Below are 13,892 nucleotides of genomic sequence, written 5' to 3'. Positions count from 1 at the left end.
TTTTAAGTAAGAACAAATGAAACAAATAAATAAAGGAATCATCTGTTTGTTATCGGGGGCGGCGTTGTTTGTTTCCTGTAACGACGAGTGGGATGCGCATTACGACTTGAATGGTAGTGTGCCTCAGGTCAGCCTGATGGATTTGCTCCGTAATGACGCGTCGTTGAGTACTTTCGCCCAAATAGTGGAAAAGACGGGGGCGGATAGCTTGCTTGCATCCAACCAGACTTATACTGTGTGGGCGCCGGTAAACGAGGCCTTGGCGAATGTAGACATGACAGACCGTGCTGCATTGGAACGCCTGGTAAGTAATCATATCGCCCGTTACAGCAACCCTACTTCCACTCAGCCGGGGAAGTACATCTATATGTTAAACGGTAAACGTATGGCGTATGACGGGACGGGTTCTTTCAATGGGACGGCTTTGGAGGAAGGTAATGAGCGGGCGGTTAATGGTATTCTGCACAAACTGAGCGACACCATTCCTTACCGTTATAATTTCTATGAATATATGTCCGTTTATCCTGAATATTCCAAGGTGTATGAGTTCATCAACCGTTTTATAGAAAAGAGGTATGATGCATCAGCCAGCGTCGGAACGGATTCGGTGTTTGTGGATTACAATCCGATGCTTTATAATTATTATTATGGTATTGGCCATATTGATGATGAAGACTCGCTTTATACCATGATTCTGCCGGACAACGAAGCTTGGGACAGAGCCTATGCTCATATCAGTCCTTATTTTACGACGTATAATGCGGACGAGGCTGTGGCTGATTCGATTCGTGATGTACAGACGGGGCAGGCTATCCTGAACGGTTTGACATTCAGGGGAAGGGTTGATGACCCGGCATCAAAGGATTCTTTGGTGACAGTTACGGGAAATGTGATTTATCAGACAGGCCGTTATTTTGCGCCTTATACGAAACTGGATGGTTCCAACGGGTTGATGTACTTGGCGAAAGGAGATTTGGTTTTAGATGACACTTGTACATGGAATAAAGAAATTTTAGTGGAAGCCGAGTATTTGAACGGTCGTACTACGAGTACCAGTACAAGTGCCTATGTGCGCAATACGGATGCCAACAGTGCCGTGCAGGGTGTGAGCAACAATAGTTATCTGGAGGTGACCAATGCTACGGGAACAGCGGAAGTTACTTTTGAGATACCTCAGATTTTGGCCGGTAAATACGACGTATATGTGGATTTTGTTCCCCCCGTCATTGACGGAGTCGCTTTGGCCGAGGAAAAAACGCGGTTGGAGTTCCGATTGGTTTATCCGCGCGCTGACAAGAATGGTACTGCCAATATCTCGCGTGACGATGATGACGATCCGGATTTGATTATCGGAGGAGACAGTGTAGGCGACAACAAAGTGAAGACTTTGAAAGTTTGGGAAGCATTGGAACTGCCCGCAGCCAATTATTATGATGGTATGTGGTTCATGGATGAGGATAATTCCACGGACGATGTGAAAGTACGTACGACATTCCGTATCCGTACCAATGTGAAAGCTCCGGAAGTGAATGTGAAGTATCGTCGCCGTTTCCGTGTCGACCGGATTCGTTTCGTGCCTGTACCTTGATTTGTTAATCCTTAAAGCATGATGAGTTATGTATTCTATATTTAATTCTTATTTGTTGAAACTTACGGGAACGATGGCCGGATTGGCTTTCTTCTCTTTTGCATTGCAGGCCCAGGAGCCGGTTCCCGCAGATTCGGTAAAGGCCGGGCAGGCAGAAAAGGTCCGGATGCCTTACCATGTGAAAGGCCGGGTTGTGGATGCCGTGACTGGGCAAGGTTTTGCCGGTGCCCGTATCACGACCCCGAATGTGAATGTGTCGGCCATGACCGATGAAAAAGGTGAGTACGAGATTGGTTTGCCCGATTTGCGGGTGCCTCTCTATGTGGATGCGCCGGGGTATTCCCGTCAAGTGGTGGCTGTCAAGGGGCGGACGGAGGTAAACGTGTCGCTCTATACCGTACCGGGGCATTCTTATTATGACGACGAAATGTCCGTGTCAGACGGACGGGTTGCGGTAGATGGCTTTACTTCCGGTGCGTTAAGCATGACGGAAGATATGAATTCCTTATTGGCCGGCCAGATGCGTACTTCTGCCCGTTCGGGTGAACCCGGGGCGAGTGCTTCCTATTTTGTACGTGGTTATAATTCTTTGAATCTGTCTTCCCAACCATTGTTCGTGGTCGATGGTGTGGTATGGCAGTCTCATGAGGAGGGCATTTCTACCGTGGACGGATATTACAATAACCCGCTGACTTTGCTTGACCCGTCGGATATAGACAAGGTAACGGTATTGAAGAACGGTTCGGCTATTTGGGGGGCACGAGGGGCGAATGGTGTGGTGTTGATTCAAACCAAGCGTGCCGGAGAGATGGCAACGAAGATAGATGCTAATATTTCTTTTGGATTCCAAACACCTTTTGAGACTATGCCTGTGATGGGAGCTGATGCTTACCGTCGCTATGCCACTGATGTCATGTCTGGTATGGATAGGCATGAAGTGGAAGATTTCCAGTTTACGAACGATGACCCTTCGCGGTCTTTTTACCGTGCGGTGCATAATAATACCGACTGGATGGATGAAATCAACAAAACGGCTTTTATCCAAAATTATGGTATATCTGTGTCGGGTGGTGATGACATAGCTCTTTACCGTTTCTCCTTGGGATATGCCCAAAATAATGGAAACATAGATGGAACAAAGTTCGATCGCCTGAATGTGCGCTTCAATTCAGACATCAAGTTGACAGACGAATTCAAGATATTGTTCGACATTGCTTATACGCAAACTGGACATAAGGTGACTTTTGACGGATTGGACCGGATGCGTTCACCGTATTACCTTGCATTGGTAAAGTCGCCGCTTTATTCTCCTTATCAATATAATGAAAGTGGTTCTTTGAGCGGTCGTTTGACGGATGTGGATGAGTTGAATTATGGTAATCCGTTGGCTCTGTTGGAGAAAGATAATATGCCGACGCTTGATAAATACCGTTTTACATTGAACTTGCGTCCGACTTACCAGATTACCGACCGTTTGGAGGCTGCCGCGCTTTTCGGTTTTTCTTATGATAAGGAAAATGAAGACTTGTTTATTCCCGATGCAGGCATAGCGAACGAACCGCTTTACAATAGTTTGGGTGAAGTGTACGCTACGGCGTTGAATGAAGTTCGCAGCTCTATGGCCCGGCAGACTTCCCTTTCGCTTGATGCCTATTTAAAATGGGACATCTTGAAAGGGTACCGGCATAATCTGTCCGCAGCCTTGGGCTATCGTTTTTATAACGACTATTTCAAGTATACATACGGCCAAGGGTACAACACGGGCTCCGACTATATGACAGCTTTGTCCAATACGACAAGTGATTTGCGTTATCTTTTCGGGACGGAATACATGGACCGAAACATGTCTTGGTATTTGAATGCGGATTATGGTTTTATGAACAAGTATTTCCTGAACTTGGGTATGTCGATGGAGACTTCTTCTCGTTTTGGTAACGAAGCCGGAGGTATAGACTTATGCGGTGTGTCGTGGGGATATTTCCCGTCGGTCAGCGGAGCCTGGCTTATTTCTTCCGAGAAGTTTATGCGCAACGTGGACTTCATTGACAATCTGAAGTTGCGTGTGGCTTATACGATGGCCGGTAACGGTAATTTGCCTGTTTATGCCAACCGTACTTATTTCACATCTTCTTTGGTGGCTAATGATGCGACGGGAATTGTTTTGAGCAATATCGGGAATGAAAAGTTGAAGTGGGAAACTACAGGTCGGGCTAACGTAGGATTGGACTTTAGTATCCTGTCCAATCGTTTGAGCATGAACATCGACTATTTCTATTCCAAAACGAAAGATCTGGTGACGCTCCGTTCCTTGAACGAAGAGGCTGGTTTGCAGTATTATTATGACAATAATGGCGAAATGGAAAATCAGGGATTTGAAATTGCGGCTAATGCCCGTATCGTGGATACGAAAGATTTCAAGTTCAATATAGGGTTGACCGTAGGCCATTATAAGAATAAAATTACATCCTTGCCCAATGGCAGTTTCACTACGGAATTGGCCGGAGGAACGGTATTGACTACAGAAGGACAGCCGGTGGGCGTGTTCTATGGTTACCAGACCGACGGGGTGTATGCCACAGCACAAGAGGCGGCAGATGCCGGGCTTGCCATTCTTTCTTCTTCGGGGCAGCGTATTCCTTTCTCGGCCGGTGACATGCGTTTCGTGGATCATTCTAAGGACGGTATCATCGGGGAAGATGATCGTGTGATCATCGGTGACCCGAATCCGGACATCTATGGTAACTTCAATTTGAACTTCCGTTGGCGTGATTTGGAGTTGGGGGCACTCTTTACTTATTCTTTGGGTAATGATGCCTATAATGCTTTGCGTGCCAACTTGGAGTCGGGCAGCAGTTTGTCCAACCAAAGCATAGCTATGGAGAACCGTTGGATGGCAGATGGCCAAGTGACAGATATTCCTCGTGCCACTTTTGATGACCCGATGGGGAATGCCCGTTTCTCAGACCGTTGGATTGAGGACGCGTCCTATTTGAAATTTAAACGCCTGATGTTGTCTTACCGTGTTCCCGTACGTTCTACCTCATTCTTGCAAGGAATATCGGTATGGGCGGCAGTGAACAATCTTTGCACGCTGACGAAGTATTTGGGTACGGATCCTGAATTTTCATACAGTCAGTCCGTGCTTTACCAAGGTGTGGATGCAGGGTTGGTGCCACAGTCGCGTTCGTTCCAGATTGGGGTGAAATTGAATTTGTAATGCAAAATAAGAAAGTGAATATGAAGACATTTATCAAAAACTATATGAAAGCTGTGGGTGTCGTTTGTGCTTGCATGGCAGCTTTCCCCGCCTGTACGGATATGATGGAGACAGATTCTACTACGGTAGGTTTTGAGGAGGACAACCGTTTGGATTCTCCTAATGACTCTCTCTATTCCGTGTTGGGTATTCTTTCGCAGGTGCAACGTTTGGGCGACCGCTATGTGCTGTTGGGCGAGTTGCGCGGCGACCTGATGGAAGCGACCGAGGATGCAAAAGTGGATATTCAGGAGATTTCCAATTTCAAGGTCTCGTCGGATAACGAGTATGCTTCGTTCTATGATTATTACAATATTATTAACAACTGTAATTATGCCATAGCGAAGATGGACACGAATATCGTGTTTTACGAAGACAAGGTTATGATTCCCGAATATGCGCAAATCAAAGTGATACGGGCTTGGACCTATTGGCAACTGGCCTTGGCGGCCGGGAAAGTCAGTTGGATTGAAGAACCCGTGTTGAGCTTGGAGGCCGCACTCAAGGAGTATCCGCAGAAGGGGCTTGAAGATTTGGCACAGCTGCTGATTGATGATTTGACACCATATATAGGTGTACGTGCCTTGGATTATGGGACGATAGACAATTTCGATTCGCGCAAGATGTTCCTCCCCGTAGATATGGTATTGGGCGACTTGTATCTTTTCTTGGGACGTTATGCGGAAGCTGCTACGGCATATTACCGTCTGATAGACAAACGTAAGCTGACATTGACAAGTTCTTATGGTAACTATTGGACGAATACGGCTCGTACGGGTGGGTCTGCAGCTTGGATATCAGCTTATGTGAATACAGGTTCCAATGAATTACTTTCTTCTTTGGTGTACAGTTCCCGTCCCGATGCTTACCACCCACAGTTGGTACGTTGGTCATACAATGAAGTGCCTTCGATTGTACCTACAACTTCTTTTGTGGATTGGATGTCACGTGTGTCACATTACTATGCCGCCGAAAATACCACCCGTATACAGGGATTCTTTACTGGGGATTTACGTGGGCTGTTTGAGTTCTCGAATGGTACAACTTCTTCTGTGTCTTATACTACCGATGGTTTGGGGGATTATAAGGGTACGCTTATTGATAAATTCTATTCCTTGTCCACATCTGGCGGAGTGGAGGACCCGGAAAATGAAGCGTTGGGAGGATTGCGTTATGTACGTAATCTGCCGGTATACCGTACTTCACAGGTTTACTTGCGTTTGGCTGAGGCCATCAACCGTTACGGGCGTCCGGCTACGGCTTTTGCTGTCTTGGCATACGGCTTGAACAAGACAAATTTGGCCAATACGACGAGGATTCCGGCATCTGAACGCACGGGGGAAATGTTTTTGGACTTTACGTCCGATTCCTACGATAATAATGTAGGTACGGCAACCCGTGGGCGTGGGCGGGCCATAGGCTTTCCTACCTCGGATTATCTCATCCCGGATTATACACCGTATGATACCATCAAGGTGGTAGACGGTGAGACGGGAGAGGAAAAAGATACGGTGGTGGTTTCCAAAGACCCCATCCGTTTGGCTGCCGCCAAGGCTGATTCTATCGAATATGTAGAAGACCGTATCATTGATGAAATGGCCGCAGAGACCGCTTTCGAAGGCAGCCGTTTCTTCGATTTGATGCGTATTGCACGCCACCGTGGGCGTTGGCCGGCTTATGCAGCAGAGAAAGTGGCAGCCCGTTTTGGAAATGGGGGCGAGGCCGTCAAAGCCCGTCTGATGGATGAAAGTGAATGGTTTTTAAAGTAATAAATGATTTTAGCAAATATGAGAAAACTAGTAGTTAAAATGATGTTGGGAGCTGCGGCCTTGACTGGTGTCCAAGGGTTGCAGGCACAAGACCCTCTGACGTTTGAGGCAGACTTCACGTTGGGTGATATGGGCGGATGGCCGAGTCATCGGAGCCGGGCTTTTGTGGCCGACTTCAACAATGACGGATGGATGGACATGTACTTGAACGGAACTTCCGAGAACAAAGGTTGGCAGTCGCGTGGCGTGTTGGTCAAGAACTTGGGCGACGGTCAGTTTGAAGGGGTTACGGATGCCATCTTTGACTATGAGACAACGTACGAAAAAGTCTATTCTTTGGATACGATATGGCACGAAGACGGTTCGTATGAGTTGCAGGATTCCATATTGGACGGTAAGGTCGTGATGGATACTATTGTGACCGAGAAGTTTGTAGGCATGAAGAACGGACTGCCGCGCACGGCGTTCGGGCAAGGTAGCCAGCCCATTGATTTCAATAATGACGGTTTGGTGGACTTCATTATTCTTAATACCGGTGGAAATGATACCGGCACATCGCAAGGTTATGTATTGGTCATCAATAAGGGAGATTGGCAGTTTGAGGTGTTGGAGGATCCGGTTCTTTCTAGTATAGGTGGATTGTCTTCTAATACCAATGGTGACAAATTTAATGAGAATAGCCCTTACGGTTCATTGGTGACGGGGGATTATGATAAGGATGGTTTCACGGATGTGTTGCTTTGCGGTAATGGGCCTGCAGGACGTTATACGATGTTATTGCGTAATGTGAACGGTGACCATTTCGAGGAAGCGCGGGTTTTCCATCCGCTGCCATTCGATGAGGAACTGACTAAAAAAGGAATCTATGAACAACTCGAAGATACAACAGATCCTGAGACCGGTGCGGATGTTCCGGGAGCATATATAGACAAGCCTACGCTGAAACCTATGCAAATGTCCCACGGTTCTGTCGTGTTCATTGATTTGGATGGTGATAGTTGGTTGGACGTGGTTGTGACAGGATATGCAGAGGCGCGTGAGAATATGGGGGAAATCACCGGTAACCAGATCCGTTTCTACAAGAACCTACAGAATGGCGAGTTTCAGGATGTGACAAATTCTCCTTCGCTTATTGAAGCGGCCAGTACGGTGTTGAATACTTATGGTATGACCGTGGATGGTACAATGGCTGATGTGTTCCGTGCCTGGGGATGCGAAGAAGGCATTACCCTCGCGTTGGACTTTGATCAGGACGGACGTACCGACCTGATGCAGTTAGGCACACAGGGATGCTCTTGGGGTTGGGGTGGTACCCGTACGTTAAAGCAATCTAACCAACTGAGAAACATATCGGATGAAAACGGTTTCCGGTTTGAAGAAATCCCCACCGATATTACTCCGGCCGCCATGGCATCCTGCTATCGTTTCATTTGTGTGGATTTGAATGGGGATGATTATCCGGACTATATGACCAACGGATGGACTTCCAAGGTCAATCCTGCCACAGGAGAAGCCGCAGGATGGGGGCGTTTTGTGGATTTAAGCGATAATAGTACGGTTTATAATACCTATTTCTTCAATGATGAAAGCAATGAGGTGTTTGGCGGTTATCTGGCCAAAAGCGAGCCGAGCGTGAACAACTTCGGAGATTTTGATAACGATTATAATATGGAGCTTCTCACTTCAGATTATACAGGAAGTCCGGACAATGGGCGTAACGACCAACAGGTTATCAGTTGGAATAAGACCGGAGTGGAATTTTATGCTCCGGAGGAAGTGGGTGAAGTGAATGTTACTCCGGAGAAAGGACGTGTAACTGTGGAATGGGAAGCTTCGGATATGAACAATGGCAATCCGGCCATGTTCAACCTTTATATACAGGACAAGCAAAGCGGTGCGCTGCGCATGGTGGTTCCGGCTAACCTTGAGACTGGAAAGCAGTTGGCTTATGCTATGTTTGGTTGTTATGTGAATACAGGTAATGAGGATGGGGCAGCTTCTTATGTCTTTGACAAGCTTCCTGCGGGTGATTACATCGTGGGGGTGCAGGCTGTGAATTATGCTTATCAGGCTACGGCATGGACCACGACCGAGGTGTCTGTGACGGAGAGTGATTATGTGGGTGTGTCTTCGCAGTCTGTGGCACGGGGTATGCAGGTCATTGTCAATGGTGATGCTATTGTTGTGACGAGTGCTAGTGATATCTCGGTGAATGTCTATAACATGCAAGGTGCCGAGGTAGCTTCGGGAATGACGAATGAACCCATTACCGTAAATGGCAAGGGCGTATTCGTGGTAAAGGCCGGAAATGAGGCCGTCAAGGTCGTGAAATAAGTAAAACGGTTATAGTGATTGAATGTGAATGAAGGCCCGGGCGGCCTTAGAAGGCAGTCCGGGTCTTTCGAAAATAACTTTAAACGAATAAAAATACAGAAGACATGAAAAATGCTACTTTTAAAACAGTGTTGACTTGTTGTGCGGCTTTAGCCTTGTGTCAGGCAGCCGAGGCACAGCGTGTAACGTTTGAACAGAATCGGGACTTCCGCGACCAAGTGGGATGGCCCGTGCATCGTGGATGCCCTATTGTGGCCGACTTCGATAATGACGGTTTCATGGACGTGTATTACGGAGGTACATCCTGTGAAAACGGTTGGGCATGTCGCGGCGTGTTGGCCCGTTCCAATGGGGATGGTGCTTTTTCTGCGAATTTGGAAGCCATCTTTGACTATGAGACAACGTACGAAAAAGTCTATTCTTTGGATACGATATGGCACGAAGACGGTTCGTATGAGTTGCAGGATTCCATATTGGACGGCAAGGTCGTGATGGATACCATTGTGACCGAGAAGTTTGTAGGTATGAAGAACGGACTGCCTGTTTCTCTTCGTGGCTTCGGAAGCCAACCTTTTGATTTTAATTCCGACGGGTTGGTGGATTTTATAACCTTGAATCAAGGTGGAAACATGTCAGGATTGAATCCCCGTTACACATTGGTGAAAAATTTAGGTGGAGGACAGTTCGAGACTGTGGAAGATGCGGTGTTGGCTGCATTTAATTACACCGGCGATGATAATTTCCTCTTTAATGAAGGCTCACAGTATGCGTCTTTAGTGACTGGGGATTATGACCGTGACGGTTATACAGATTTGTTGATTACAGGACAGGCTCCTACGGAGGGGCGTTTTGTCAAGTTGTTCCGTAACGTGAACGGGGAGCGTTTTGAGAATGTGAACGTGTTCCATCCTCTGCCATTTGACAAAGAACCCAACCGGAAGGGGTTATATAAATTGGGAGAAAGCATATATGACCCGGAAACCGGTACGACGGTAGAAGGCGAATATACCGAGGAACCGACTATGCAGGCCAAACCTTTGTCTCATGGTTCGGTGGCATTTATAGATTTCGACAACGACGGTTGGTTGGATATTGTGTCTACAGGTTGGGCTGACGGTACAGAGGGTAAGTTGGTCGGAGTAGAGATTGGAGGAGATGAAATCCGTTTTTATCGTAACCTGCAAAATGGAGAGTTCCAAGATGTGACAGACAGATTTGTCGGGGCTGCTCAGGGTATTTTGGATATGTTGGGTATTGCGCGAGATGCGAATTATGAGGTAAGGGATGTCTTCTCGGCCTGGGGAATGGATTCCGGTTTGATGTTGGCTACCGACTTTGACCAGGACGGTAAGATGGATTTGTGGATTCATGGGGCTGTTGCGGGAGGCAGGCCACGTTTCTCGAGTTATTTGACGTTCGGCATGGGTGAAGATTATGCGTCTGTGGAAGAATGGACTACAGGTATTCTTCCTGCACATACGGTGGCGAAATTGGGCGTTATGTTTGCCGATTTCAATGGGGACGACATTCCCGATTTCTATCAACGTGGTTGTTGTGACGAAATTTGCCAAGACGAGTCCGTGCCTGAGAAATTCGGTCAGGCTTATTCATGGAGTCGTTTGTTCAGTATTAGCGAAGGGCAGGTTGGTGCTTATGGCTATCCGCAATATGCCGATTATTGGACGGCAGAATGCTATGGGGCACGAATTCCTCAAAGCGATGGTGATGGACAGACCATGGATGCGACTTTTGGGGATGTGAACGGAGACGGCCTGTTGGATATCATGAGTACCGACTGGACGGATAAGGCCGATGATGCGATTCCCAGTTATAACGTGACGGAGGGTGCGGAAGTCATTATGCCCGATGAGCCGGAAATCATAGAAGCGGAAAACGGAAAAGGTTGTATTACTTTGAAATGGGATCGTTCGGAGATGAACAATGGTAATGCGGCGATGTATAATGTGTATGCACAGAGTAAGGACGGGAACGTGTTCCGTATTTTGGTTCCGGCTAACATAGAGACGGGCAAACAGTTGTCTTATCAGATGTTTGGGACGTATGCGACTACTTATGCGGAAGATTATCAATATTACACTTTCGACAAATTACCGGCAGGTGATTATACAGTGGGTGTGCAAGCCGTGAACTACGCTTATGCTGCCACTCCGTTCGTTACGACGGATGTTACGGTGACGGAAGGGGCAGACGGGGTAAAACTGACATCAACTACTTCAGCGGCTTTGAAAGTGGTTGTGGATGGTGACGTGCTGACGGTAGTAACTGACGAAGATGTACAAGTGAATATTTACAATATGCAAGGCTCTGAAGTCGGTTCAGGCAGAACCAATGAAGCCATTACGGTGAACGGTAAGGGCGTATTCGTGGTGGAAGCCGGTGACAAAGTGGCCAAGATTGTAAAATAAAGAAGCACAGTTTAAGTGATTAACTGTGAATTAGGTTAGGTTGTTGGGCTCGGATGGCCTGTGAAGGTCGTCCGGGCCTTTTTCTTGGAACGTAAGGACGAATGCTCCGGGATGCCGGGGTAGTCCCGTTTGGCTTGCGCCAAAACCGTTGCTTTTTGGAGCAAACTTATTTCATCAGACGACCGAAAGAATGTTATTTTTGCATGTTTATGATTTATTTACTCAATAAGTTGGACGATAAAAAATGAAAAAAAAGTTCTTATTTGCCGCATTGTTGATTTGCGGCACCTTACCATCTGTGGCTGAAGAGAAGCCACGCTACCAAGATGCCTCATTGCCCGTGGAAGAACGGGTGGAAGATTTGCTGAGGCGCATGACTTTGCATGAGAAGGTCTTGCAACTGCAAAACAATTCCAACAGTGACATTAATGCCGTGGAAAGCCATTATAAGGAGAGTACAGGTACGATGCATGAGATGAGCAAGACGGCGAAAGAAGCAGCCGAACTGTTTAAAAAACTCCAACATCATCTCCGTACACGGACACCGTGGGGGATTCCGGCCTTGATTACCGTGGAAGGCATCAATGGGGTATTGCAGGATGGGTGCACGATATTTCCACAGGCTATTGCTCAAGGGTCCACTTTCAACCCTGATTTGGTGGAGGATATGGCCGAAGCCATCGGCCGGGAAGCTCATGTGATAGGTATCCGGCAGTTGCAATGTCCTGTGCTCGACATTGCGCGTGAACTCCGTTGGGGGCGTGTGGAAGAGACTTTCGGTGAAGACCCGTTCCTGATTGGCGAGATGGGCACTTCCTTCGTGCGTGGTTCGCAAACGGAAGGCGTAGGCGCAATGCCCAAACATTTTGTGGCTCATGGTACACCGACGGGAGGTCTGAATTGTGCTTATGTGGCCGGGGGGGAGCGAGAGTTGCGTAACTTGTATGCTTATCCTTTTGCGAAAGTCATCCGCAATGCCGATCCCGTGTCGGTCATGAGTTGTTATAGTGCTTATGATGGTGTGCCGATGACGCATTCGGCTTATTATATGACAGACTTCCTGCGCGGGGAGTTAGGCTTTAAAGGGTATGTGTATTCCGACTGGGGAGCTGTAGACCGTTTGAAAGTGTTCCATCAGGCCGTGGCCACTTCCGAAGAAGCGGCCCGTAAGGCCATTATCGCCGGTATCGATATGGATGTATGGGATTGGGCTTATCAGACACTGGAGGAGCAGGTGAAGAAAGGGCAGTTGGATGAGTACTATATCGACCGGGCTTGTCGGCGGATACTGGAAGCCAAGTTCAAACTCGGCCTTTTCGATGAAGGCGAGGATGCCATTGATCCGGCCAAGGTGGACAAAGTGGTACGTAGCAAAGAGCATGTGGCTTTAGCCAAGGCTGTGGCGGACGAAAGTATCGTCTTGTTGGAGAATAAGAACAATATCCTTCCTTTGGATTTGTCGCGTTACAAATCTATCGCTTTGTTGGGCCCGAACAGCAATTACGGTGTGGCCGGTGATTATGGATGGGTCAATGCCGACCATCATGAGTGTGTCACGTTGTTCGACGGCTTGAAGAATGCGTTGGGACAGAAGGTACAGGTGAACCAGTTGGACGGTTGTGATTGGTGGAGCCAGAAAGAAGACGGTATCGCTGCCGCCGTGGAGTTGGCCCGTAAAAGTGATATTGCCATCGTGGCTGTGGGTACGCGTAGTCTTTGGTTGGGGCGGAATGCCAAGGCCAACAAAGTGACTTCGGGAGAAGGGTTCGACCTTTCTTCGTTAGAGTTGCCTGGCAAGCAGTTGGATTTGTTGAAAGCGGTGAAAGCGACAGGCAAGCCAGTAGTGGTGGTGCTGATAACCGGTAAGCCTTTGGTCATGACTTGGGCCAAGGAGAATGCCGATGCCGTAGTGTTACAGTTTTATGGCGGCGAGCAGCAGGGGAATGCCATGGCCGATGTATTGTTGGGCAAGGTGAATCCTTCCGGTCGTTTGAATGTCTCTTTCCCGCGCAGTACCGGTAATACGCCGTGTTATTATAATTATTATCGGACTGACCGCGAAACGGTGTTCGACAAGGGTGGAAGTCTGGATGAGCCTAACGGCCATTACGTGTTCGACAAACCTTATGCCTTGTGGAATTTCGGGTACGGATTGAGTTATACGGATTTTGAGTATAGTGATTTCAGCCTGAACGATACCGTGTTCTCGGCAAATGGAAAATTGAAAGCCAAGGTCAAAGTGAAGAATACGGGTAAACGTGACGGGAAGGAGGTCGTACAATTGTATGTGCATGACCTCGTCGCTTCCGTTTCACAGCCGGTGCAGCAGCTCAAGGCTTTCAAGAAAGTGGAGGTACCGGCAGGCAAAGAAGTGGAAGTGGAGTTGGAAATGCCCATGGAAGAGTTGTCTTTCTGTAACGAATATCTGAAACGTGTCGTGGAACCCGGTGATGTGGAAATACAGATAGGACGTGCGTCAGACAATATCGTGTTCCGGAAAACCATTGTGGTGAAATAGA

General features: G+C 47.7%; 6 protein-coding genes. All 6 read left to right on the top strand.

Annotation, left to right across the window (positions count from 1 at the left end):
• Window positions 1-16 precede the first annotated feature (16 nt).
• The 6 genes from E0E47_RS10575 (at window position 17) to E0E47_RS10550 (ending at window position 13,891) form a co-directional block, all read left to right on the top strand.
• On the top strand, window positions 17-1,588 hold the full coding sequence (locus E0E47_RS10575; protein WP_130893632.1) for a fasciclin domain-containing protein: 1,572 nt from the start codon (window positions 17-19) through the stop codon (window positions 1,586-1,588).
• Between the two features lie 28 nt (window positions 1,589-1,616).
• Window positions 1,617-4,805: a SusC/RagA family TonB-linked outer membrane protein gene (locus E0E47_RS10570; RefSeq protein WP_040602717.1), complete on the top strand. Its 3,189-nt coding sequence runs from the start codon at window positions 1,617-1,619 to the stop codon at window positions 4,803-4,805.
• 20 nt (window positions 4,806-4,825) lie between these two features.
• Window positions 4,826-6,613, top strand: coding sequence for a RagB/SusD family nutrient uptake outer membrane protein (locus E0E47_RS10565; protein WP_232038411.1), 1,788 nt, complete (start codon window positions 4,826-4,828; stop codon window positions 6,611-6,613).
• Between the two features lie 18 nt (window positions 6,614-6,631).
• Window positions 6,632-8,947 (top strand): FG-GAP repeat domain-containing protein, encoded by a 2,316-nt coding sequence (locus E0E47_RS10560; RefSeq protein ID WP_130893631.1) that lies wholly within the window; start codon window positions 6,632-6,634, stop codon window positions 8,945-8,947.
• A gap of 104 nt (window positions 8,948-9,051) precedes the next feature.
• Window positions 9,052-11,373: an FG-GAP-like repeat-containing protein gene (locus tag E0E47_RS10555; protein ID WP_130893630.1), complete on the top strand. Its 2,322-nt coding sequence runs from the start codon at window positions 9,052-9,054 to the stop codon at window positions 11,371-11,373.
• 244 nt (window positions 11,374-11,617) lie between these two features.
• Window positions 11,618-13,891: a glycoside hydrolase family 3 N-terminal domain-containing protein gene (locus E0E47_RS10550; protein ID WP_130893629.1), complete on the top strand. Its 2,274-nt coding sequence runs from the start codon at window positions 11,618-11,620 to the stop codon at window positions 13,889-13,891.
• Window position 13,892 lies beyond the last annotated feature (1 nt).

This window comes from Paraprevotella xylaniphila YIT 11841, assembly GCF_900683745.1.
Lineage (GTDB): Bacteria > Bacteroidota > Bacteroidia > Bacteroidales > Bacteroidaceae > Paraprevotella > Paraprevotella xylaniphila.
The sequence above is the reverse complement of the archived record's forward strand: the minus strand, read 5'-3'. Positions and strand labels throughout refer to the sequence as shown.

Coding starts and splice junctions, on each gene's coding strand:
- E0E47_RS10555 (WP_130893630.1), top strand. CDS start 9,052: ATGAAAAATGCTACTTTTAAAACAGTGTTGACTTGTTGTGCGGCTTTA.
- E0E47_RS10575 (WP_130893632.1), top strand. CDS start 17: ATGAAACAAATAAATAAAGGAATCATCTGTTTGTTATCGGGGGCGGCG.
- E0E47_RS10570 (WP_040602717.1), top strand. CDS start 1,617: ATGTATTCTATATTTAATTCTTATTTGTTGAAACTTACGGGAACGATG.
- E0E47_RS10565 (WP_232038411.1), top strand. CDS start 4,826: ATGAAGACATTTATCAAAAACTATATGAAAGCTGTGGGTGTCGTTTGT.
- E0E47_RS10550 (WP_130893629.1), top strand. CDS start 11,618: ATGAAAAAAAAGTTCTTATTTGCCGCATTGTTGATTTGCGGCACCTTA.
- E0E47_RS10560 (WP_130893631.1), top strand. CDS start 6,632: ATGAGAAAACTAGTAGTTAAAATGATGTTGGGAGCTGCGGCCTTGACT.